General features: G+C 37.9%; 25 protein-coding genes and 1 rRNA gene (1 of these 26 cut by a window edge). 23 read left to right on the top strand and 3 right to left on the bottom strand.

What is annotated here, in order from left to right; genetic code table 11:
- The first annotated feature begins 104 nt into the window (after positions 1-104).
- The 17 genes from IGM04_RS11330 (at position 105) to IGM04_RS11250 (ending at position 16,936) form a co-directional block, all read left to right on the top strand.
- Positions 105-596 (top strand): gamma carbonic anhydrase family protein, encoded by a 492-nt coding sequence (locus IGM04_RS11330; protein ID WP_002355129.1) that lies wholly within the window; start codon positions 105-107, stop codon positions 594-596.
- Between the two features lie 13 nt (positions 597-609).
- The gene (gene wecB, locus IGM04_RS11325; protein ID WP_002387311.1) at positions 610-1,761 is read left to right on the top strand and encodes a non-hydrolyzing UDP-N-acetylglucosamine 2-epimerase; all 1,152 of its coding nucleotides are present in this window, start codon (positions 610-612) and stop codon (positions 1,759-1,761) included.
- Positions 1,762-1,835: 74 nt separating this feature from the next.
- On the top strand, positions 1,836-2,513 hold the full coding sequence (locus IGM04_RS11320) for an HAD family hydrolase (protein ID WP_179189167.1): 678 nt from the start codon (positions 1,836-1,838) through the stop codon (positions 2,511-2,513).
- Between the two features lie 207 nt (positions 2,514-2,720).
- Entirely contained in the window at positions 2,721-4,106 is a 1,386-nt protein-coding gene (gene mltG, locus IGM04_RS11315) for an endolytic transglycosylase MltG (RefSeq protein ID WP_002381167.1), read from the top strand.
- Between the two features lie 260 nt (positions 4,107-4,366).
- The gene (gene greA, locus IGM04_RS11310) at positions 4,367-4,846 is read left to right on the top strand and encodes a transcription elongation factor GreA (protein WP_002355133.1); all 480 of its coding nucleotides are present in this window, start codon (positions 4,367-4,369) and stop codon (positions 4,844-4,846) included.
- A 150-nt stretch (positions 4,847-4,996) separates the two neighbouring features.
- A complete protein-coding gene (liaF, locus tag IGM04_RS11305; RefSeq protein ID WP_086318208.1) occupies positions 4,997-5,728 on the top strand; it encodes a cell wall-active antibiotics response protein LiaF in 732 nt (243 codons plus the stop codon).
- A complete protein-coding gene (locus IGM04_RS11300; protein ID WP_002365182.1) occupies positions 5,725-6,828 on the top strand; it encodes a sensor histidine kinase in 1,104 nt (367 codons plus the stop codon). Before liaF ends, IGM04_RS11300 begins: the two co-directional genes overlap by 4 nt.
- Positions 6,803-7,435 carry a response regulator gene (locus tag IGM04_RS11295; RefSeq protein WP_002355137.1) on the top strand — a complete coding sequence of 211 codons (633 nt, stop codon included), beginning with the start codon at positions 6,803-6,805 and terminating at the stop codon, positions 7,433-7,435. The genes IGM04_RS11300 and IGM04_RS11295 overlap by 26 nt, the downstream gene beginning before the upstream one ends.
- A gap of 103 nt (positions 7,436-7,538) precedes the next feature.
- A complete protein-coding gene (locus tag IGM04_RS11290) occupies positions 7,539-8,204 on the top strand; it encodes a potassium channel family protein (protein ID WP_002355139.1) in 666 nt (221 codons plus the stop codon).
- A 54-nt stretch (positions 8,205-8,258) separates the two neighbouring features.
- Positions 8,259-8,588 (top strand): HesB/YadR/YfhF family protein, encoded by a 330-nt coding sequence (locus IGM04_RS11285; RefSeq protein ID WP_002355140.1) that lies wholly within the window; start codon positions 8,259-8,261, stop codon positions 8,586-8,588.
- Between the two features lie 203 nt (positions 8,589-8,791).
- Complete coding sequence (locus IGM04_RS11280; protein ID WP_002355141.1) at positions 8,792-9,730, top strand: glycosyltransferase family 2 protein; 939 nt, start codon at positions 8,792-8,794, stop codon at positions 9,728-9,730.
- A 146-nt stretch (positions 9,731-9,876) separates the two neighbouring features.
- Positions 9,877-11,010, top strand: coding sequence for an ABC transporter ATP-binding protein (locus tag IGM04_RS11275; protein ID WP_002396511.1), 1,134 nt, complete (start codon positions 9,877-9,879; stop codon positions 11,008-11,010).
- Positions 11,010-11,885, top strand: a complete 876-nt coding sequence (locus tag IGM04_RS11270; protein ID WP_002355143.1) for a carbohydrate ABC transporter permease — start codon at positions 11,010-11,012, stop codon at positions 11,883-11,885. Before IGM04_RS11275 ends, IGM04_RS11270 begins: the two co-directional genes overlap by 1 nt.
- 4 nt (positions 11,886-11,889) lie before the next feature.
- Positions 11,890-12,708, top strand: coding sequence for a carbohydrate ABC transporter permease (locus IGM04_RS11265; RefSeq protein WP_002355144.1), 819 nt, complete (start codon positions 11,890-11,892; stop codon positions 12,706-12,708).
- Positions 12,692-13,981, top strand: a complete 1,290-nt coding sequence (locus IGM04_RS11260; protein ID WP_002359171.1) for an MBL fold metallo-hydrolase — start codon at positions 12,692-12,694, stop codon at positions 13,979-13,981. The genes IGM04_RS11265 and IGM04_RS11260 overlap by 17 nt, the downstream gene beginning before the upstream one ends.
- A gap of 23 nt (positions 13,982-14,004) precedes the next feature.
- On the top strand, positions 14,005-15,285 hold the full coding sequence (locus tag IGM04_RS11255) for an extracellular solute-binding protein (protein WP_002359172.1): 1,281 nt from the start codon (positions 14,005-14,007) through the stop codon (positions 15,283-15,285).
- A 97-nt stretch (positions 15,286-15,382) separates the two neighbouring features.
- Positions 15,383-16,936 (top strand): bifunctional metallophosphatase/5'-nucleotidase, encoded by a 1,554-nt coding sequence (locus tag IGM04_RS11250; RefSeq protein ID WP_086318209.1) that lies wholly within the window; start codon positions 15,383-15,385, stop codon positions 16,934-16,936.
- A 63-nt stretch (positions 16,937-16,999) separates the two neighbouring features.
- Here the strand turns inward: IGM04_RS11250 and IGM04_RS11245 are convergent, their stop codons facing one another.
- Both IGM04_RS11245 and IGM04_RS11240 read right to left on the bottom strand, forming a co-directional pair.
- Positions 17,000-17,962, bottom strand: a complete 963-nt coding sequence (locus IGM04_RS11245; protein WP_086318210.1) for a phosphoglycerate dehydrogenase — start codon at positions 17,960-17,962, stop codon at positions 17,000-17,002.
- Positions 17,963-18,109: 147 nt separating this feature from the next.
- The gene (locus tag IGM04_RS11240) at positions 18,110-19,120 is read right to left on the bottom strand and encodes an NAD(P)/FAD-dependent oxidoreductase (RefSeq protein ID WP_086318211.1); all 1,011 of its coding nucleotides are present in this window, start codon (positions 19,118-19,120) and stop codon (positions 18,110-18,112) included.
- A 204-nt stretch (positions 19,121-19,324) separates the two neighbouring features.
- On the opposite strand from IGM04_RS11240, the gene IGM04_RS11235 reads away from it, so the two are divergent.
- Both IGM04_RS11235 and IGM04_RS11230 read left to right on the top strand, forming a co-directional pair.
- A complete protein-coding gene (locus tag IGM04_RS11235; RefSeq protein WP_002355150.1) occupies positions 19,325-19,915 on the top strand; it encodes a peptidylprolyl isomerase in 591 nt (196 codons plus the stop codon).
- A gap of 164 nt (positions 19,916-20,079) precedes the next feature.
- Entirely contained in the window at positions 20,080-20,286 is a 207-nt protein-coding gene (locus IGM04_RS11230) for a DUF3955 domain-containing protein (protein WP_002355151.1), read from the top strand.
- Between the two features lie 33 nt (positions 20,287-20,319).
- Here the strand turns inward: IGM04_RS11230 and IGM04_RS11225 are convergent, their stop codons facing one another.
- Positions 20,320-21,486, bottom strand: a complete 1,167-nt coding sequence (locus tag IGM04_RS11225) for a MalY/PatB family protein (RefSeq protein WP_010777913.1) — start codon at positions 21,484-21,486, stop codon at positions 20,320-20,322.
- A 183-nt stretch (positions 21,487-21,669) separates the two neighbouring features.
- On the opposite strand from IGM04_RS11225, the gene IGM04_RS11220 reads away from it, so the two are divergent.
- The 4 genes from IGM04_RS11220 to IGM04_RS11205 all read left to right on the top strand — a co-directional run.
- Positions 21,670-22,038, top strand: coding sequence for a CvfD/Ygs/GSP13 family RNA-binding post-transcriptional regulator (locus tag IGM04_RS11220; protein ID WP_002365178.1), 369 nt, complete (start codon positions 21,670-21,672; stop codon positions 22,036-22,038).
- A gap of 64 nt (positions 22,039-22,102) precedes the next feature.
- The gene (locus tag IGM04_RS11215; RefSeq protein WP_002385270.1) at positions 22,103-22,474 is read left to right on the top strand and encodes a hypothetical protein; all 372 of its coding nucleotides are present in this window, start codon (positions 22,103-22,105) and stop codon (positions 22,472-22,474) included.
- Complete coding sequence (locus tag IGM04_RS11210; protein WP_002387756.1) at positions 22,458-22,706, top strand: hypothetical protein; 249 nt, start codon at positions 22,458-22,460, stop codon at positions 22,704-22,706. The genes IGM04_RS11215 and IGM04_RS11210 overlap by 17 nt, the downstream gene beginning before the upstream one ends.
- 434 nt (positions 22,707-23,140) lie before the next feature.
- A 16S ribosomal RNA gene (locus IGM04_RS11205) occupies positions 23,141-24,135 on the top strand (it continues 566 nt past the right edge of the window).

The following is a 24,135-nucleotide window of genomic DNA, read 5'->3' as shown; positions in this document are numbered from 1 at the left end:
GAGCAAAAATCCAAAGTGATTTTTGTCCCACGCTCTTTTCTTGTCTTTTTTACTATGAAAGTGAGGAATTCTTGTCTATACTTAATGAAAAGAGGTGACAGAGTTTGAAAAAAGAATATTTTATTGCTGCTAGTGCAGATGTCTATGGAAACGTACAACTAGCGAAGGATAGTAATATTTGGTTTCAGTCGGTCTTAAGAGGTGACAGTAACACAATTACCATTGGTGAAGGTAGTAATATTCAAGATGGCACGATTATTCATGTTGATGAAGATGCCCCGACAATTGTAGGCAAGTATGTAACGGTGGGCCATCAATGCATGTTACACGGTTGTAAAATCGGTGATGGTGCTTTGATTGGCATGGGTTCAACCATTCTAAATAACGCCATTATTGGAGAAAACAGCCTGATTGGTGCGGGCTCTTTAGTGACAGAAGGCAAAATTATCCCGCCAAATGTTTTAGCATTTGGTCGACCCGCGAAGGTTATCCGTCCGTTAACGGCAGCAGAAATAGCCAGTAATCATACGAACGCCTTACATTATATTCAACGAGCAGAAGAATTTCGCCAACAAAAATACCCGAAACTAACATAGAATTAGGAGGAAAATGATGAAGAAAATTAAAGTAATGACGGTTTTTGGAACACGGCCAGAAGCAATCAAAATGGCCCCTTTAATCAAAGTTTTAGAAGAGCAAAGTCAAGGATTTGACTCTGTAGTAGTCGTAACAGCGCAACATCGCCAAATGTTGGATCAAGTGTTAGAAGATTTTCAAATTACACCGAATCATGATTTAAATATCATGAAAGATGGGCAAACCTTAACAGATATTACAAGTCGTGTTTTGAATTTATTAACTGAGGTTCTTGTGACAGAACAGCCGGATATTGTCTTGGTTCATGGCGATACAACCACGTCATTTGCGGCTGCATTGGCTGCTTTTTATCAACAGATTCCAGTGGGACATGTGGAAGCAGGATTGCGGACCTGGCAAAAATATTCTCCGTTTCCGGAAGAAATGAATCGTCAACTGGTAGACGTGTTAACTGATATTTATTTTGCCCCAACCACTCAAAGTAAGGACAATTTAATCAAAGAAAATCATCCAGAAGAACATATTTATGTGACTGGCAATACAGCAATTGACGCGATGGCGTACACCGTTGATGCCCACTATCAAAATGATTTATTGGAAAAAATCCCTACAGACCAACGCATCGTGCTAATTACAATGCATCGTCGTGAAAATTTAGGCCTGCCAATGGCAAATGTGTTTAAAGCTGTTCGTCGACTTGTAATGGAACATCCAGAAATTGAAGTCATTTTCCCTATGCACAAAAATCCCAAAGTCCGTGAAATAGTAGCGGAACACTTAGGTGAATTAGCTCGTGTGCATTTAATTGAACCATTGGATGTCAAAGATTTTCAAAATTTTGCAGCGAAAAGTGCTTTAATTTTAACTGATTCTGGCGGTGTGCAAGAAGAAGCTCCTTCCTTAGGTGTGCCAGTTTTAGTTTTACGAGATACAACGGAACGTCCAGAAGGCGTAGCGGCAGGAACATTGAAATTGGTTGGTACAGACGAACAAGTAGTCTATCAAGAGGCGAAAACATTATTGACTGATTCTGATGCTTACCACGCGATGGCGCATGCACAAAATCCGTATGGGGATGGTCAAGCTAGCCGCCGAATCGTTGAAGCCATTGCCTATGAAATGCAGAAATCAGATAAAAAACCAGATACGTTTACAGCAAAATAAATAAAAAGGCAGAGAAGCGCTGAAAAATGTGCTTCTTTTGCGTATCTTATTTTGAAGAATCAATTAGACAAAAAATGCTAGAAAGTAGTGAAGTGAAGATGTATCAAACGATTTTATTTGATTTAGATGGCACAATTACGGATTCTGGTAGCGGCATTATGCGTTCTATTTTATACGCAACAGAACAATTAGGCTGGCCAGCTCCTAGCGAGGAGACATTACGTTCTTTCATAGGGCCGCCTTTATATGAGTCGTTTTTGCACATGGCGCCTTCAGCTGAAGCAGCGCAACAAGCCGTGAGTCATTATCGAGCGTATTATCAGAGAAAAGGTATGTTTGAAAATCATGTGTATCCAGGGATCCCAGAGGTACTAACAAGGTTAAAGGAAGCGGGAGCAAAGTTATACATTGCGACTTCCAAGCCAGAAGAATTTGCTAAAAAGATTATTACTCATTTTGATTTAGATCGTTATTTTACAGGCATCTATGGAGCGAGTATGGACGGTCATCGTTCTAAAAAAGCAGATGTGATTCAGTATGCATTAGCGGAAGCTCAATTAGACCCAACCAAAGAAGCGATTATCATGGTTGGTGATCGTAATCATGACGTTCTTGGTGCTCAACAAAATGGCTTAGATAGTATAGGTGTCTTGTATGGATTTGGTGAAGAAACAGAGTTACAAGAGGCGGGAGCGACATTCCTAGTACAATCGCCTAAAGACTTAGGTGCTATTTTGCTACAAAATTCCTAATAGAAAATGGATTTTCGATAAATTTAGGAGGATTTTAAGATTTATTATCGTTTCAATAGAAAAGCGCCATCATAGGCTTTAAACGTTGTCAATGATGAATTTTTTATCGGGGAATGACGGTCTTTTTATTAAAAACATTTAATTTTAAAGAGGTTTCATGTATAATAGTTTCAGTCATAAACGATAGAATAGTAAGGAGGGTTAGTTTTGGCTAATGATAACCAAAATAACCAAGATCCCAAATCTTCGCTTAGAGATCAAGTAACTGGGTCTTTAAAAGGTAGAAATGATGGCGATCAACCTGATTCCTCTGAAAAAAATGATAGGTCTCCCCAACCTTCATATGATGAATCACAAGAAACAGCGAGCCGCACAACACAAACACGTGCAGGTTCTAGAGCTGCTCGAAGACGTGGGAAAGACAAGACAACACAGACAGTCGAAGAGCCAACCCCGATTGAAACAGACGAAAAGCCAACAAATACAAAAAAACAAACACGTAAAAAAGAAGATCGTTTAGTCGGTCGTATCGTGTTAATTGTAGTTTCTGTATTGGTTTTAATGATGGCAATCTTTGGGTTTACTTTTTATAAATATGTAGACGCTGGGCTACAACCACTAGACAAGAACAATAAGAAGCTTGTTCAAGTGCATATCCCAGAAGGATCTTCTAATAAGCAAATTGCTGCGGTTTTAGAAGAAAGCAACGTCATTAAAAGCGGAATGGTTTTTAACTACTACGTAAAATTTAAAAACTTAACAGATTTTCAAGCGGGCTATTATCAAATGTCTCCAAGCATGACACTCGATGAAATTGGTGAAATGCTAAAAGAAGGGGGCACGCCAGAACCAACTAAAATCGCAGATGGCAAAGTAACGATTCCTGAAGGCTACGATATAGATAAAATTGGCGAAGCTATTGAAAAAAATACAGATTTCAAGAAAGCAGATTTCATTGCATTAATGAAAAACGAAGACTTCTTCAATCAAATGAAAGCTAAGTATCCTGATTTACTTGAAAGTGCTGCAACTGCAGAAGGTGTTCGTTATCGCTTAGAAGGCTATTTGTTCCCGGCAACTTATGATTACTACAAAAAAGCAACACTTCCTGAATTTGTCGAACAGATGGTTGCTAAAATGAACACAGTAATGGAACAATATACGCCGACAATTCATGCAAAGAATTTAACCAATCAGCAAGTCTTAACGTTAGCTTCATTGGTTGAAAAAGAAGGAGTCAAAGAAGCAGACCGCAAACAAATTGCGCAAGTATTCTTTAACCGCTTGGCTGCCGATATGCCGATCCAATCAGATATTTCTATTTTGTATGCTCTAGGAGAACACAAAGAAACTGTAACGTATGCTGACTTGGAAGTGGACTCGTCTTATAACTTGTATAAAAATACTGGTTATGGACCAGGACCATTAGATAGCCCAAGTGAGGAGTCAATTAAAGCAGTCTTGAATCCGACACCAAGTGACTATTTATACTTTGTAGCAGATATTTCTACAGGAAAAGTATACTTCTCAAAAACATATGAAGAACATCAAGTATTAGTAGATCAGTATGTCAATAATTCAAGTAGTGAATAAAATGAAAACATAAAAGAGCTTGGTGAATCAATTTTGTATGATTCACCAAGCTTTTAGATACTCAAAAAGTAATCTGTTTAACAGAGGGAAAGAGTAGCAACTAGAAATTTATATAAATAAAATTTAGCAAAATCACAAAAATTCAATAATTATATTTACAATTTAGAAAAAGCGTGGTACTCTTTTGTGGATTGAAAGCGGAATTTTTTTCAATAACCAACCAAGAACTACGTATCGTTAAGCGAAAAAGGAGAATTAACATGGTAGAAAAAGTATATCCAATGACTCTTGAAGGAAAAGAAAAATTAGAACAAGAGCTAGAAGAATTAAAAACAATTAAACGTAAAGAAATCGTAGAGCGTATTAAAATCGCTCGTAGCTTTGGGGATCTTTCAGAGAACTCTGAGTATGAATCAGCTAAAGATGAACAAGCTTTCGTTGAAGGACGTATTACAACGTTAGAAAATATGATTCGTTTTGCAGAAATCATCGATAATGATGGCGTGGACCAAGACGAAGTTTCCATCGGTAAAACAGTTACTTTCCAAGAGTTACCTGACGGAGAAGAAGAGGAATACACAATCGTAGGAAGTGCCGAAGCCGATCCATTTTCTGGTAAAATTTCTAATGATTCACCGATTGCGCAAGCCTTAATTGGTAAACAATTAGGCGACCAAGTGATTATTGCAACACCTGGTGGCGACATGACAGTTAAAATTACAAAAGTTGAAGCAAACTAAATAATTGAGTAGGGCAGGCAGCTTCCAAGGCCTGTCCTTTCGCAATCTAGGACATTTAGGGCTAAAGTCCTATGGTAACCTGAGGCGCAAACCACTATGATTAAATAAAATAAACGAGTAAAATAAATGACAGAGGGAGGAGGCAAATCTATGAATAACCCTTGGCGCTTTTTTATCGTCGCAGAAGCATTACTTTTTATTCTGGCGTTATGGCAAATTGTACATAATCCTGGATTAGCTGTTTTATTAACAATTGGCGTTTTACTTGTGGCCTACGTTTCCAGGAAAGCATCTAAAACACATTTTAACAACTTTCAATTCGTCCTCGGCGTTGTTTTTATTGTCATTGGTGCAATGAACAGCACGGCTGTTTGGTTTATGTTGATTTTTGGCGTACTCTTTATCGGCTTAAAAGGCTTTGAGATTTCAGGCGTGGATATAGCTGAGCTAGCACCTTGGCGAAAAAAACAAATGATTATGGTGGAGACGGCGGCAAAAGAACCTAAAAATGGCAAACGATTTAAACGCCGCTGGTTTGCCAACGAACGCATTGGTAACAATATCTATGAATGGGACGATATCAATATTGATTTAATCTCTGGGGACACCATTATTGATTTAGGTAATACGCTACTACCGAAAGAAGACAATATTATTATTATTCGTAAAGGTTTTGGCCGCACGCGAATTCTAGTGCCGTTAGGTGTAGCTATTTTGTTAGAACATTCAACTTTTTACGGAACGGTACGTTTTGAAGAAGAAAAATATCAATTGAAAAACGAATCATTAAAAATTTACAGCAATGATTATGATACCAATCTTCGTCGTTTGAAAATTATGACGAACACTTTAGTAGGAGATGTTGAGGTGATCCGTGTATGACCGATCGGATTTCAAGACGCATGATTTCATTATATGCGTCCCTTAGCACCTTTATTGTTATCTTAATTACATTGTTTTCATATTTTCATTCGATTAAACAAAACCGGTGGCTATTAGAGCTTCTTCAGAGAAAAGTCTTTTATTTACCACTAATTGTGCACATTGTTCTCATATCCTTACTAATAGGCTTATTGACCTTTTTACTGATTTCATTGGTTCAAAAAGGGCAATATGGACGGATTGAAGAAAAACTTCGGTTATTGGCCAACGGTAATTATGAAAGTCCAGTCTTAAACAAACCAACGACCAGTGAAAATCAAGACCATTATCTAACCGAAGTCGAACAAGATATTTGGTCGATTAAAAATAAATTATTAGAGATGTCTAAAGAATTGCAATTATTAAACAGTCGACCGCAATTAATGGATGGGCAAACAAAAGAAGAAATTTTAGAGAACGAGCGGCATCGTTTGGCGCGGGAGTTGCATGATTCAGTCAGTCAACAACTTTTTGCAGCCATGATGATGTTGTCTGCCTTAAATGAACAAGCACAGCGAACAGAAACCCCGGAACCATATCGTAAACAACTAGCCATGGTGGCAGAAATCATTAATGCCTCCCAATCGGAAATGCGCGCGTTACTATTGCACTTGCGTCCTATCAGTCTAGAAGGAAAAAGTTTGCGTAAAGGTATTGAACAATTACTGAAAGAACTACAAACAAAAATTAAAATTGAATTGATTTGGGATGTTGAAGATGTTCATTTAAATAGCAGCATTGAGGATCATCTTTTCCGAATTGTGCAGGAGTTACTTTCAAATACCTTAAGACATGCCAAAGCAAAGGAATTAGAGGTATACTTACACCAAGTCGATAAAAACGTGCTATTGCGTATTGTTGATGACGGTGTCGGCTTTGATATGAAGGAACAAAGTAATAAAGCCGGTAGTTATGGCTTAAATAATATCCGAGAACGTGTTGTCGGCATGGGCGGTACAGTTAAAATTATTAGTTTTAAAGGGCAGGGAACCAGCGTTGAAATTAAAGTTCCTGTCATAAAGGAGGAAACTGCAAGTGATCAAAGTAATGTTAGTGGATGACCATGAAATGGTCCGTTTAGGAGTTTCATCATATTTATCTATTCAAGAGGATATAGAAGTCGTAGGCGAAGCAGAAAATGGTAAGATTGGCTATGAAAAAGCATTGGAACTACGTCCAGATGTTATTTTGATGGATTTGGTAATGGAAGAAATGGACGGCATTGATTCAACAAAAGCGATCTTGAAAGATTGGCCAGAAGCCAAGATTATTATTGTGACGAGTTTTATTGATGATGAAAAAGTGTATCCGGCGATAGAAGCTGGTGCAGCGGGCTACCTATTAAAAACATCAACAGCACATGAGATTGCTGATGCAATTCGGGCGACTTATCGCGGAGAGCGTGTGTTGGAACCTGAAGTGACGCATAAGATGATGGAACGGTTAACAAAAAAACAAGAGCCGGTGTTGCACGAAGATTTGACAAACCGGGAACACGAAATTTTAATGTTGATTGCACAAGGTAAAAGTAATCAGGAAATAGCTGATGAACTCTTTATCACTTTGAAAACAGTTAAAACACATGTTTCAAACATTTTAGCAAAACTAGATGTGGATGATCGGACCCAAGCGGCGATTTATGCTTTTCAACATGGTTTAGCCAAATAAATATCAGATAAATCCATAAATAAATTCTAGGAAATCCTTCTAGGAATTTATTTATGGATTTGTTATACTAATTTTAACGAACAGACAGGAGCGGTCAGAAGAAATGAAACAAAATTTTGCAATTATTGGTTTAGGACGTTTTGGCGGCAGCATATGCCAAACTTTGGTGGAAGCTGGTCAAGAAGTTTTGGCCATTGACAGCAGTGAAGACCGTGTCAATGAATATATGAATATTGCAACGCATGCAGTGGTGGCTAACGCCCAAGATGAAATGACGTTGCGTTCTTTAGGAATTCGGAATTTTGATCACGTAGTGGTGGCGATTGGTGAAGATATTCAAGCGAGTATTTTAGTGACACTAATGGTTAAAGAAATGGGGGTTCCCAATGTCTTGGCCAAAGCAGTCAATGAATATCATGCCCGTGTCTTAGATAAAATTGGGGCAGACATGGTCGTTCACCCAGAGCGGGATATGGGCATTCGAATTGCCCATAAACTTGTTTCACGCAATATTTTAGATTATATTGAATTATCTAGCGAATTTTCATTAGCTGAGGTTCGGGTCACCAATCCTAAATTTTACAATAAAACCTTAGCAGAATTAAATTTCCGTCAGCGATTTGGTTTAACTGTGGTAGCGATCCGCCGCTCGAAAACAGAAGTAATTGCTTCGCCAGATGCTTCTGAAATTGTTCGAGAAAACGACAATTTATTAGTTATCGGTGATACCGCAGATGTTGATTTATTAGATGAAAAAATGAATGGCTAAGCACTTTATTCTCTAAAAGCACTGCGCTGTGCTACAATAAATGGCGACAGAGATGTGAAGGAGGAACAAAGAATGAAATTAGAAGTGACACCGAAAGCCCAACAATGGTTTAAAGAAGAAACCGGGGTTCAGCCTGAGACAGGCATTCGTTTTTTCGGAAAAATTTACGGAAAAACACCTGTTCATGATGGTTTTTCCATTGCGATGTCTGTAGAAGCGCCAGATGAGCCAATGATTAAAGAGAACCTAGATGGGATTACCTATTTTATTGAAGAAACAGATGATTGGTTCTTTAAAGGGTATGATTTGATTGTTGATTATGATGAAAAGAATGATGAACCGCGTTATCAATTTGAAGCAAACCAAGAAGATTTAACAAAATAATTTTAGTGCTAAACAGAAAAAGCTGAAGTAGTGCGTAGGACTATTTCTGTTGCTTTCGTTTAACCGCTAGTCAGCCTGAGAAAAAATCGTTTTGGATTTTTTCTCAGGTTCTTTCTATTTAAGTTATTTTTAGTTGGATATCGTTATTTAATAAGGCTATTATATGGTATAATGATAATTAACTGAAGTGTGGAGGAAATAAAATGTTATCAATTGTTGTCCCTTGTTATAATGAGGAAGCAGCGATTCCGCTGTTTTTTGAAGAAGTAGAAAAAATTAGCCAGCAACTGTCTCATTCAGTAGAATATATATTTGTGAATGATGGCTCAAAAGATAAGACGTTAGCTGTTTTAAGACAGCTTTATCGCGAACATCCAGAGAAGGTACGTTATCTTTCTTTTTCACGAAATTTTGGGAAAGAAGCAGGCTTATACGCTGGTTTAAAAGAAGCAACAGGTGACTTAGTGACAGTCATGGACGTTGATTTACAAGACCCGCCTGAGTTATTACCTCAAATGATTGAGATGATTGAAACCAGTACAGATTTAGATTGTGTTGGCACACGACGCATAACAAGAGACGGCGAACCGCCCATTCGTAGCTTTTTTGCACGGATGTTCTATAAACTCATTAATCGAATTGCTGAGACGGAAATGGTGGATGGTGCCCGTGACTTCCGTGTCATGACCCGACAAATGGTCGATGCGATTTTAGAGTTATCTGAGTATAATCGTTTCTCAAAAGGGATTTTTAGTTGGGTCGGCTTCAAAACAGAATATATTGAATTTAAAAATCGAGAACGAATTGCTGGAGAAACCTCTTGGTCTTTCTGGAGTCTATTAAGTTATTCAATTGACGGGATTGTCAATTTTTCAGAAACACCATTGAATATTGCTTCATACGTTGGCGCCTTTTCGTGTATTGGTTCTGCACTAGCAATGTTAGTGATTATCTTTCGAACATTAGTTAATGGTGATCCAACAAGCGGCTGGCCTTCAATGGTTTGTATTGTACTTTTTGTAGGTGGTTTGCAACTATTATGTTTAGGAATTATTGGCAAATATATCGGCAAAATTTTCTTAGAAACGAAAAAACGACCAATTTATATTGTAAAGGAATCAGAAAAAGATTCTAAAAAATAACCAAAAAAGCAGAGAAAAATTCTCTGTTTTTTTGTTGTGCATTAAAAAAAGTGTGAATAGACTTTTCAGAAAAACAACATTTTTTACATAAAAAATACATTAACTTTACCTATTTTTATCTTAATGAAACAGCTTTGCTCTCGCGGTTGCAAGAAATAAATGTTAAAATCAAAAGGTATGCTATTAAATGTTTTTTTGGAGGTTGGGTCATGATAGAAGTTATCGACTTGAAAAAAGTATTCGATAATGGGTTTGAAGCGTTAAAATCGGTCAATTTTACGATTGAGCAAGGGGACTTGGTTTGTTTGTTAGGACCAAGTGGGTGTGGGAAATCCACAATTTTAAACTTAATTGCAGGTTTATTACATCCAAGTGATGGAGATATTCAGTTTCGACAGCAATCGGTTGTCAAAACAGCACCAAAAGATCGGAACATCGGGTTCGTTTTTCAAAACTATGCCTTATATCCACATATGACTGTTCTAGAAAACGTAATGTTTCCTTTGACGGTAGGAAGTAAGAAAGTTCCCAAGGCAGAGGCACAAGCTATTGCCGAAGAATATATGAAACTAACGAATATTGAAGAGTTAAGCCATAAAAAGCCAGGCACACTTTCTGGTGGTCAACAACAGCGTGTTGCGATTACCCGGGCGTTAGTTCAAAAACCAGATGTTTTATTATTAGATGAGCCTTTAAGTAACTTGGATGCACGTTTGCGTTTGAAAATTCGTGAAGAAATCCGCCGCTTGGTGAAAGAAGTAGGCATTACAACAATCTTTGTAACGCACGACCAAGAGGAAGCGCTATCAATCAGTGATAAAATTATTTTATTAAACGAAGGGGTTATTCAACAAAATGATGAACCTCAAAACCTTTACTTAGAACCAAATAACTTATTTGTTGCTCAGTTCATAGGTAACCCAATTATTAATTTATTGTCTGTTGAAGTGAAAGACGGCAAAATGTACCATGAAAGTTTTGAAATTCCGCTTGAGCGTTTTGAGCAAGCACGCTTTAAAATGCCAATGACTGATGGGAAATATACGTTTGCTTCTCGTCCAGAAGATGTGGTACCAGCTGAAACAGGTCTCTTTACCACAACGACAGATTTAGTGGAATTGATTGGTCGAGAACGTATTTTACGATTTACATTAGGAAATGAACAAGTGAAATCAATTGTAAGTGTAGAAGAAGCGATTGAAGAAGGAGACACTTTATCTTTTGATTTTTCATATAAAAAAGTATTTATCTTTAACGAAGCGGGAGACCGGGTTTACTAATGAAAAAATACAATCCAGAAAATCAACCAAAAGCATGGCTCTTCCTTCTGCCATCATTAGGAATCATTTTACTGTTTAGCGTTTATCCACTGTTTCGTTCTTTGTGGATGAGCTTCCAAAAAGGTTCCTTAATTAACCAACGCTACGCTGGTTTAGAAAATTATCAACGTGTATTGAATGATCCAATCTTCTATAAAGCGTTAAAAAATACAGCGCTCTATGCATTTGCTGTGGTACCGATTGCCTTGATAATTTCCCTAGCAATTGCTTGGATTATCTTTGAAAAAGTTAAACATAAGAGTTTCTTTGAAACGATTTTCTTTATGCCTTATGTAACGAGTACGATTGCCATTGGGATTGTCTTCCGTTACTTCTTTAATGGCGATTATGGAATTGTCAATTACGTCTTAGGCTTTTTCGGCATTCCTTCTGTCAACTGGCTAGATAATGTTCAAATGAGTATGCCAACATTGATTATTTTTGGGGTTTGGACGAGTTTAGCATTTAATATTATTATTTTGTTGGCTGGGTTGAGAAATATTGATGAAGAACACTTTAAAATAGCGAAAATGTTTGGCGCCTCAGACGGCGAAATTTTCCGACGTATTACGTTTCCGCAGCTAGTCCCGACCATTGCCTTTTTATTAACGGTCAATTTAATTGGCGCCTTTAAAGTTTATACACAAGTTTATGCTTTATTCGGTGGCCGTGCGGGGATTGCCAATAGTGCCACAACCGCAGTGTACTATATTTATGACAAATTCCACATTGCAGGACGTCCCGGAATTGCGATGGCCGCCACAGTGATTTTATTTGTGATTATTTTAGTGGTCACTTTCTTACAAAATAAACTCTTAAAGAAAGTGGGGCAATAAGCCAATGAAAAAAGTTTTAACGATTATCGCATTTGTTTTCTTAGGCATTTTAGCCGTTATTACGTTATTTCCGTTTGTCTATATGATTTTAGCTGGTTTAATGAGTTACTCTGAAGCGACCAGCATGCCGCCAACCATGTTTCCAAAACAACCACAATGGCAAAACTACACAGAGGTCTTTCAAAAAGCACCCTTTCTTCGGTATTTCTTGAACACAGTCTTTGTTTCAGGCGTTACAACGATTGCTACGGTAGTCACCGCCGTGTTAGCTTCATTCGCGTTAACGAGTTTGAAGTTCCGTTTTAAAAATGTGGTCATTGCTTTGATGATTTCGTTGTTAATGGTTCCGTATGAATCTATTATTTTTACCAATTATCAAACGATTGCGCAATTAGGTTTGTTAAATACTTACAGCGCCTTAATTATTCCATTTTTAACTAGTATTTTTTATATTTACTATTTAAACGGTTATTTAAAAGGTATTCCTGATACTTTTTACAAGGCTGCCAAGATTGATGGCGCTAGTGATTTAGAATATATTTGGCGTATTTTAGTACCAATGTCAAAACCAGCGTTGGTAACAGTAGGGATTTTAACATTCATTTCTAGTTGGAATTCTTTCTTGTGGCCATTGTTGGTGACGAACGAGAAAAAATACCGTCTATTGAATAATGGACTATCGGCCTTTGCGACAGAGAGCGGTAGTGACGTACATTTACAAATGGCTGCTGCAACATTAACCGTTATTCCAATTTTAATTATTTACTTGATTTTCAGAAAAGAAATTATCAGAGGAGTTGCAAAAAATGGAATCAAAGGCTAAAACAACTGTGACTTTTCACAGTGGCATTTTAACAATTGGAGGAACCGTGATTGAAGTGGCGTATAAAGATGCCCACATCTTCTTTGATTTTGGTACAGAATTTCGACCAGAATTAGATTTGCCCGATGATCACATTGAAACCTTAATTAATAATCGTTTAGTGCCAGAATTAAAAGACTTATATGATCCACGTTTAGGTTATGAATATCATGGTGCAGAAGACAAAGAGTATCAACACACAGCTGTTTTCTTATCTCATGCCCATTTAGATCATTCGCGCATGATTAATTATTTAGACCCAGCTGTTCCTTTGTACACATTAAAAGAAACGAAGATGATTCTAAATAGTTTAAATCGCAAAGGTGATTTTTTGATTCCATCACCGTTTGAAGAAAAGAATTTTACCCGAGAAATGATTGGTCTTAATAAAAACGATGTGATTAAAGTTGGAGAAATTTCAGTGGAAATCGTACCTGTTGATCATGATGCGTACGGTGCTTCGGCATTACTGATTCGCACGCCTGACCATTTCATCACATACACAGGTGATTTGCGCTTACATGGCCATAATCGTGAAGAGACTTTAGCTTTTTGTGAAAAAGCCAAACATACTGAATTATTAATGATGGAAGGCGTAAGCATTAGCTTCCCAGAACGTGAACCAGATCCAGCCCAAATAGCGGTTGTCAGTGAAGAAGATCTTGTTCAGCACTTGGTTCGTTTAGAACTAGAAAACCCGAATCGACAAATTACCTTTAATGGTTATCCAGCAAACGTGGAACGTTTTGCTAAGATTATTGAAAAGTCACCACGTACAGTCGTTTTAGAAGCAAATATGGCTGCGTTGTTACTTGAAGTATTTGGAATAGAAGTTCGTTATTATTATGCTGAATCTGGTAAAATACCAGAATTGAATCCAGCGTTAGAAATCCCGTATGACACGTTACTAAAGGACAAAACAGACTATTTGTGGCAAGTTGTGAACCAGTTTGACAACCTCCAAGAAGGTAGTTTATACATTCACAGTGATGCACAACCGTTAGGGGACTTTGATCCACAGTATCGCGTGTTTTTAGATTTGTTGGCTAAAAAAGACATTACTTTTGTCCGTTTAGCTTGTTCAGGACATGCAATTCCAGAAGATCTGGATAAAATTATTGCATTGATTGAACCTCAAGTATTGGTTCCAATCCATACGTTAAAACCAGAAAAACTGGAAAACCCGTATGGTGAAAGAATATTGCCAGAACGTGGCGAGCAAATTGTTTTATAAATTTTTTTAAGGGAGAGAAAAAAATGAAGTTCAAAACTCTAGCAACAACAGTGTTAGCAACCGCAGCTATTTTCGCATTGGGGGCTTGTGGTAACGGTAATGGGGCCAAAGAATCAAACGATATTGTGAAAGAAGTGAAGGAAGATACGACAATCACTTTCTGGCATGCAATGAATGGGGTTCAAGAAGAAGCGTTAACAAAATTAACGAAAGACTTCATGAAAGAAAATCCAAAAATTAAAGTGGAATTACAAAATCAATCTGCTTACCCTGATTTACAAGCCAAAATCAATTCGACTTTAACTTCACCAAAAGATTTACCAACAATTACGCAAGCGTACCCAGGCTGGTTATGGAATGCTGCACAAGATGAAATGTTAGTGGACTTAAAACCATATATGGATGATGACACAATCGGTTGGAAAGATGCAGAGCCAATTCGTGAAGTATTGTTAGACGGCGCCAAAATCGACGGCAAACAATACGGCATTCCATTTAATAAATCGACAGAAATGTTATTCTATAATGCTGATTTGTTGAAAGAATATGGTGTTGAAGTACCGAAAACATTAGAGGAATTAAAAGAAGCTTCTAAAACAATTTACGAAAAATCCAACAAAGAAGTCGTTGGTGCTGGTTTTGACTCGTTAAATAACTATTACGCAATTGGAATGAAAAACAAAGGCGTTGATTTTAATAAAGACTTAGATTTAACAAGCAAAGATTCACAAGAAGTCGTGGACTATTACCGTGATGGTATCGAAGCAGGTTACTTCCGCACAGCTGGTTCAGATAAATATTTATCTGGCCCATTTGCAAACAAAAAGGTAGCAATGTTTGTCGGTAGTATTGCTGGTGCTGGTTTTGTTCAAAAAGATGCTGAAGCTGGTGGCTATGAATACGGTGTTGCACCACGTCCTGAAAAAATCAACTTACAACAAGGAACAGATATTTATATGTTCGATAGTGCTACGCCAGAACAACGGACAGCGGCATTTGAATTCATGAAATTCTTAGCAACGCCTGATTCACAATTGTACTGGGCACAACAAACAGGTTATATGCCAATTTTAGAATCTGTTTTACACAGTGATGAGTACAAAAACTCTAAGACAACCAAAGTACCTGCACAACTTGAAAACGCAGTAAAAGATTTATTCGCTATCCCAGTAGAAGAGAATGCTGATTCAGCCTATAATGAAATGCGGACAATTATGGAAAGTATTTTTGCTTCATCAAATAAAGACACGAAAAAATTATTGAAAGATGCAACATCACAATTTGAACAAGCATGGAACCAATAATCAATAAATAAACAGACGTGGGAGGTTGGGATCTGAGTCGTTATGGCTCGTGTTCTAACCTTCCTGTTCTTTTGGGCGGAAGAAGGAGAGAAACAAAATGCAAATAAAAATTTTAGCAACAAGTGATATGCATGGGTATATTATGCCAACAAGTTATAGTGAAAAAAAGATGGATTTGCCTTTTGGAACCGCAAAAGCAGCAACCATGCTGAAAAAGTTACGTGCGTCTGCCAAAGGACCAGTTTTTCAAATTGAAAATGGGGATTTTATTCAAGGTTCGCCGCTTAGTTACTACGTAAGAAAAGCAGAAACACATTCAGTGGCTGCCATCACTAAGATCATTAATCAAATGAATTATGATGTTAGCATTTTAGGCAACCATGAATTTAATTACGGTTTAGATTATTTAAAGGAAACGATTGCCAGTTATCAACAGCCAGTTTTAGCTGCCAATATTCTTGGTAAAGATGGACAACCTTATTTCGGTCAGCCGTATGTCATCATAGAAAAACAAGGGGTTAAAGTAGCCATTCTTGGCGTGACGACCCAATATATTCCTCATTGGGAACAGCCGGCAACAGTCAAAGATTTAACGTTTAAAAGTGTCGTTGAAACAGCGGAAGAATACGTGCCAAAACTGCGGGAAGAAGCGGACCTAGTTGTTGTCGCTTACCATGGCGGTTTTGAAAAAGATTTAGAAACAGGGGAACCCACGGAATTACTAACAGGAGAAAATGAAGGCTACGATTTATTGGAAAAAGTTCCTGGGATTGATGCCTTAGTCACTGGTCATCAACATCGAGAAATTGCTACAAAACTGAATGGGATACCCGTGATTCAACCAGGTTTTCGAGGGGCTTTCGTTGGGGAAATTACTTTAGAAATTGAACCTATGGCTAAAGGCTATCGCGTTATTGGAAGTGACGCAGCTATTCATCCTGTTGGAAACGAACAACCAGATGCAGAAGTTTTAGCTTTGACAACAGCGTTACATGACGAGGTAGAAGAGTGGCTTGACCAACCAGTGGGAAATGTGGAAGGGGATATGACGATTCAAAATCCGAATGCCGTACGCCTCAAAGAACATCCATATATAGAATTTATTAATAACGTCCAAATGGCTTCAAGCGGAACGGATATTTCAGGGACTGCACTTTTTAACAATGAAGGCAAAGGGTTTAATAATCAAATTACGATGCGCGATATCATTACCAACTATATTTATCCAAATACCTTGGCTGTATTGCGTGTCACTGGACAAGACCTCCGTGAAGCGTTAGAACAAAGCGCTACTTATTTTGTGTTAGAAAAAGGTCAACCAATTTTTAACCCGAAATATGTCGATCCAAAACCACAATACTATAATTATGATATGTATGAAGGTATTGAGTATACGCTTGATTTAAGACAACCGTTTGGTGAAAGAGTGACGAAACTTAATTATCATGGTAAAGCAGTGCAAGCAGAAGATGTTTTGGAAATCGTGACAAATCAATACCGAGCAGTCGGTGGCGGAAACTATCAAATGTTCCAACCTGAAAAAATTATTCGAGAAATCCAAATTGATATGACGGAACTGATTGCAGAATATTTGAAAAAACATCCAATCATTCAAGCATCGACAAATGATAACTTCAAGGTTATCTGGTAAAAAAAGCAAAAAAAGCCTTCAACCATGCAATTACTTGAAAGATGGTTGAAGGCCTTTTTTGAGTTAATAGCCTTTTTTTAAGGAAACTTGGTTTTTGACGAGGGTTTGATCTGTCACAAATTGATTTAAGTTTGGAATAAAAATCGCCAGTAATTTTGATTTGAACTTCGGTGTCATGCCAGAAATATGAGGTGTTAATAAAACATTCTGCATCTCCCATAAAGGGCTATCTTCGGGAAGAGGTTCTTCTTCAAAGACATCTAAGGCAGCAAAAGCAATGGTTTTATTGTTTAAGGCAGTTATCAAATCGTTCGTTGCTACTGAGGCGCCTCGACCAACATTTACGAAAATTGTTTCAGGAGCCATTTTTTCAAAAAGTGCCTGATTGTATAAATGTTTTGTTGTTTCAGTCAAAGGAAGAATGTTCACAACAATGGACATTTCATGGATAATTTTACTCATATTCTTCTGTGAATAGCATTCAATGAAGCCTTCCGTCACATGTCCAGAGGTATTCACGCCATAAACTTGAAGATTTAAACCTTTAGCAAATTTAGCTAATTGTTGTCCGATTTGCCCGGTGCCTACGATTAACATTTTTTGCCCAGAAAGTTGTTGATAGGAAAGGGCTGTTTGATTCCATGTGTGTTGCATTTGTTGTTGGATACTTTCTTGCAGTCCACGGGTATGTGCTAATAAAACGCCTAAAACATGTTCTGAGATAGAAACACTATGAATTCCGCTACCATTAGACAACAGAATGCCTTTTTCTCTTAATTTATCAAAATCCATATAATCAGCACCAGCAGAAATGAGCTGAATCCATTTTAGGTGACTAGTATCAGAGGCTAATAAACGCGGACCAATTTTTTTATGCCAGCCTAACATAATTTCGATTGCCTCTTCTTCAGCAGAGGATAAATGATCGGTAGATGTTTTAACTAGATAATTGGGCGCCACAGCTTTCACTTGTTCCAGTTGTTCTTCGTTGAATACTTCATTTAAATAAATAATTGGTTGGTTCATCTTTCTTCCTCCTAGCACTTTTTATTGTATCAAAAATAAATTTAAAAGAGAAAAAGAAAGGCTTTCAGTAAAGCAGAAAGCCAAGGAAAAAAATCCGTTTTAGATTTTTTTCCTTGGCTTAAAAACTGCTAAAGTCCAGTGCTAAACTTATTTAGGTACGCCGTTTTCAAATAAACTTGTACTATGAACTGGTTGACGTCGAGCATCGGGCCGTAAGTAATGTAAAGCATTATTTACGGCAGTAGGCGCCTCACCAAAGCCTGTAGCGATTAATTTCACTTTTCCCTCATAGGAACAGATATCCCCTACAGCGTATACACCAGGAATGTTAGTTGACATATCGGAATGAACATTAATAGCATTTCTAGAAACGTCTAATCCCCATTCTTTGAGGTGTGTTAAAGAAGAAGTGAAGCCATAATTGATAATTAAATCATCCAGAGGGAGATCCAATGTTTGGTCACCTTTTGTCTCCTTTAATTGGATGCCTGTGAACGTTTCATTTTCCTTTAAAATATCACTAATGATATAAGGAGTTCTGATAGAAACACTAGATTTTTCCAGTTGTTCCACGCTATGTTCGTGGCCGCGAAATTGTGGGCGACGATGGATAATAGATACTTCTTCTGCAACGTTTTCTAGCATTAAAGCCCAATCAATTGCAGAATCGCCGCCACCAGCAATCGCAACTTTTTTGCCAGCGAATTTTTTCATGTCAGTCACATAATAATGGATTGACTCACCTTCAAAGGCTTCAACATTTTCGATAGCTAAACGTCGAGGTTGGAAAGCGCCGTTACCAATCGCAAAGATAACCGTTTTAGAATAATGTGTGCCTTTAGTTGTGTCTAAGCGCAGAAGTCCATCTGCTTCCTGTGCAAGGTGTGTGACCTCTTCTTCCAAGCAAACATCGTGCTGAAATGGCTGCATCTGTTTTTCCAAATTGGCAATTAACTCACCTGCTTTAATAGCAGGGAATCCAGGAATATCATAAATATATTTTTCGGGATACAGCATTGTTAGCTGACCACCTAATTGCGGCAGGCTATCAATGATTTTCGTTTTCGCTTTACGAATTCCCGCATAAAAAGCGGCAAATAATCCAACAGGACCGCCGCCGATAATTGTTAAATCATAAATATCTTTTTCATCAGACATTTGAAAATTCCTCCTAATTCATTTAGGGTTGAGACAACTATTGATCGTTTTGCGAACACTTCACAAAATAGCACGGCTTTTCGAAAAAAGCAAGTTTGGCTAACGAATCAAAGCATTCTTTAATCATTGGAAAAAGATCATAGCAATTTTCAGCATTTTTCGATATGATGGAACTATAAAATAATTATCTAGGAGGACATTCTCATGTCACAATTTCCACAATTAGATTTAGAAAATGCTAAAGGCCCAAAAGCGGTCATTAAAACAAACCGAGGCGACATCACTGTTCAATTATTCCCAGAACAAGCGCCTAAAACGGTTAAAAATTTTGTTGAATTAGCGAAAAAGGGCTACTATGATGGCGTTATTTTCCATCGTGTGATTCCTGATTTTATGATTCAAGGCGGTGACCCAACCGGAACAGGAATGGGCGGCGAAAGTATTTATGGAGAAGCATTTGAGGATGAATTTTCTCGGGATGTTTTCAATTTGCGTGGCGCATTGTCAATGGCAAATGCTGGTCCTAACACAAATGGTAGCCAATTCTTTGTTGTTACTAATCAAAATGTTCCAGCTCAAATGATGAGTCAGTTAGAAGATGCTGGTTTTCCAGAAGAAATTATTGAAGCTTACAAACAAGGCGGAACACCTTGGTTAGACTTCCGTCATACTGTTTTTGGTCATGTTGTTGATGGTATGGATGTAGTGGATGAAATTGGTGGAGTCCAACGGGATGCCCAAGACCGTCCAACATTTGACGTCGTGATGGACACAGTTGAAATCATTGGTGAATAAGTTTAACCAATTGAAAAAGAGAGTATCAACGAGGGACAAATTCATTGGTACTCTTTATTTTTTTCTTAAAACGACTAACTTTTTTTTAAAAGCACCCAAATCGCTTCTTTTAATGAAGTCTTTATAGGATACTGAGTGAAAGAATAGAAGGAGAGGAAGCAAATTTGTTAGAAAAATACAGATATCCAATGGCCTTGGCTTTGTTTGCAGTAATACTCCCATTTATAGGAACGTTTTTTACGTATGTAGATCAGCAAGGAATCGTTCATGAACCAGGATTTTATACAATAATAATTGGAGAAATTTTACTTCTATTTTCAGGTATCTGGTTCGTCAGAGTTTATTTAGCTAAACGCAAAAGAAAGAATTAAAAACAGCTGTCCTAAAAACTAGGACAGCTGTTTTTAATTAAAGGCTTTTTTGATACGTAAAAGGCCTTCTTCGAGAGTTTCTTTTGAACAAGCTAAGTTTAAACGCATGTGTTGAGAACCTTGGGGACCAAAACTAATTCCTGGATTTAGAACCACTTTCCCCTTATGAATTAAGGTATCGCGAAGTTCCCGATCCGTTAGCGAATAAGAACTAAAGTCTAACCATAAAAGATAGGTTCCTTCAGGCTCCATTACACGAACGCTAGGCAGCTCTTCACGGAAAAAGGAAAGGGCAAAATCAATATTTTCTTTTAAATAATCAAGTAACGCCGTTAGCCATTCTTCCCCTGTTTGATAGGCAGCTGCCGTTCCCACGTAGCCAAAAGTATTGATACCGCCTTGATGATTTTTGTCTTGTAAAGATACGAAAGATTGCCGTAGTTTTTCATTAGGAATGAACAGCATTGAATTTTTAATCCCCGCTAAATTAAAGGTTTTCGTTGCCGCTGTTAAGGTAACAGTGAATTCCTTAAATGCTTCATCAGCAACGGTGAAGGAAGTGAAGGTATGCGGTTTGAAAATCAAATCCTGATGAATTTCATCGCTAACCACAGTTACTTGGTGTTTTTGGCATAAACGGCCAATTGCTAGCAATTCTTCTTTTGTCCAAACACGTCCACCAGGATTATGGGGATTACAAAAAAGTAACAGCTTCACCTTTTCTTCGATTATCTGTTGTTCCATTTTAACCAAATCAACCTCATAATGTCCGTTAACTTCTAGCAAAGAATGGCGCACAAGTCTACGCTCATTTTGTTTTACCACATCTGCAAAAGGGGGGTAGACTGGATCACAAATCATGACAGAATCCGCAGGTGCTGTATACGCTTGAACGGCTGTGGCCAAACTGGGTACCACGCCACTATTAAACAAAATTTCTTCTTTTTCAACAATCAATTGATGGTGTTGCTGTTGCCAATCTTGAATTGCTTGATACAGTTCATTAGGTGCCACTGCATATCCTAGAATACCCTGTTCAATAACTTGTGACAAAGCATCAAGAATAGGCTGATGCACTTTGAAATCCATATCAGCAACCCATAAAGGTAGTAAATCTTTTTCGTGGTAACTCGTTTCAACGGTGTCCCATTTAACACAATTCGTGTGGCGACGATCAATGGTTTCATTAAAATTAAACATAAGATAACTCCTTTTCTTCTATATAAAGTCTTACTTCCTATAGTATAGTAGATTTTGCTTAAAAGATGAAACAATAGTTTTAACAACTAGGGAAGAAATAATGCACAAACGTTGAAAAAATGCTATTATTTTAAATGAGTAGAAACGGAAAAAGAAATTTATCGTATGAAAAGAGGAAATTTGATGAAGTACAAAATTGGTATGGTACTTTCTGGCACAATTACCGGACTTCAACCATATGGCGCATTTGTTTCTTTAGACGAAGAAACACAGGGACTGATTCATGTTTCGGAAGTACAAGCTGGCTTTACCAAAAATATCCATGGACTCTTAACCGTTGGACAAAAAGTAACCGTTCAAGTTATTGATGTTGATGAATATTCTCAAAAGATTAGCTTATCTTTACGGACCCTTGAAGACAAAGTTCATTCAGTGAACCATCGACGCAAAAAATATTTTACGGATAAGAATAAAAAAATTGGCTTTGCAACCTTAGACAAAGAACTTCCAGAATGGATTGATGAAGCAATGGATAAGTTGCTTGAAAAATAATTCTGTATTTTTTCAGAAAGTGTGTTACAATTTCTTTTGTTAGTGAATCTAAAAATTAATTGAGGTGGATGTCGTGTCTAACAAAAAAGTCGCTGGAACAATCATACTGAACTTAAACGATGGTAGTAAAAAATTTTTGATGCATCCAATAGGTGAAGCGATTGAGTTTGCGATGGCAAAAGTTTCTGATGAGATGACGGGTTTAGCTAGTATGCTACAATGGTTCAAAGAAGAGGTTCAATTGGACGTTACTTCAATTAGCTTAGTAGAATTAACTAACGCGCATATCAATAAAGAAAATGTTCCGCTGTTTGTCTTCGAGATGGATGAACAAGCACTTAAAAATGAAATGGATAAAGACTATACATGGGTAGCACCTGCAGAATTAAAAACGATTTGGTCAAAATATCATATTGAAGGTGTCCCAATGTTTTAAACAAAAAAGAAAGAATCTGTCGATAATCGAACAGATTCTTTCTTTTTTTATGTTGGACGTAAAAAAGTTAATCGAACTATTTCAAATATATGATTCAAATTGTTCGATTTTTAGTAAGGAATTAAACTGTTTTGATAGACAATTAGGATTTAAAAAGTTTAAAAACGAAATAATTGAAAAGAATGAAAACAGATTGAAAACTTCTTTTAATTTTTTTGAAAAAAAGTGTTGACCAAACATCAAAATCTTGATATATTATTACATGTCGCAAGGCGAGTCACACAGCTGAGCGATTCAGAAATCAATAATTAAATAACAATTCTTGGTTTCAAATCTCTCGAAAAAAGTTTGAAAAAACAACAAAAAAAGTTGTTGACAAATAACAAACGAGATGATAAGATATAGAAGTTGTCACAACAGACGACAACAACCGAGCAAAACAACTTAAAAAACTTTTTTAAAAAAGTTCTTGACATTCAAACGAAAGTTTGTTATGATATAAAAGTTGCTGCGAGGTAACGTAGGCCTTTGAAAACTGAACAAAGAATAGACGAACCAAATGTGTAGGGCGTCTTGATTCAATTCAAGACAACAAACATTTTTAACAAGCAAGCAATATGCTAGCAAACAAATTGAGCTTAACAATCGCAAGATTGTTCTAACTTTTATTATGAGAGTTTGATCCTGGCTCAGGACGAACGCTGGCGGCGTGCCTAATACATGCAAGTCGAACGCTTCTTTCCTCCCGAGTGCTTGCACTCAATTGGAAAGAGGAGTGGCGGACGGGTGAGTAACACGTGGGTAACCTACCCATCAGAGGGGGATAACACTTGGAAACAGGTGCTAATACCGCATAACAGTTTATGCCGCATGGCATAAGAGTGAAAGGCGCTTTCGGGTGTCGCTGATGGATGGACCCGCGGTGCATTAGCTAGTTGGTGAGGTAACGGCTCACCAAGGCCACGATGCATAGCCGACCTGAGAGGGTGATCGGCCACACTGGGACTGAGACACGGCCCAGACTCCTACGGGAGGCAGCAGTAGGGAATCTTCGGCAATGGACGAAAGTCTGACCGAGCAACGCCGCGTGAGTGAAGAAGGTTTTCGGATCGTAAAACTCTGTTGTTAGAGAAGAACAAGGACGTTAGTAACTGAACGTCCCCTGACGGTATCTAACCAGAAAGCCACGGCTAACTACGTGCCAGCAGCCGCGGTAATACGTAGGTGGCAAGCGTTGTCCGGATTTATTGGGCGTAAAGCGAGCGCAGGCGGTTTCTTAAGTCTGATGTGAAAGCCCCCGGCTCAACCGGGGAGGGTCATTGGAAACTGGGAGACTTGAGTGCAGAAGAGGAGAGTGGAATTCCATGTGTAGCGGTGAAATGCGTAGATATATGGAGGAACACCAGTGGCGAAGGCGGCTCTCTGGTCTGTAACTGACGCTGAGGCTCGAAAGCGTGGGGAGCAAACAGGATTAGATACCCTGGTAGTCCACGCCGTAAACGATGAGTGCTAAGTGTTGGAGGGTTTCCGCCCTTCAGTGCTGCAGCAAACGCATTAAGCACTCCGCCTGGGGAGTACGACCGCAAGGTTGAAACTCAAAGGAATTGACGGGGGCCCGCACAAGCGGTGGAGCATGTGGTTTAATTCGAAGCAACGCGAAG

Origin of the sequence: Enterococcus sp. DIV2385 (assembly GCF_051711925.1) — a bacterium.
Lineage (GTDB): Bacteria > Bacillota > Bacilli > Lactobacillales > Enterococcaceae > Enterococcus > Enterococcus faecalis.
The sequence above is the reverse complement of the archived record's forward strand: the minus strand, read 5'-3'. Positions and strand labels throughout refer to the sequence as shown.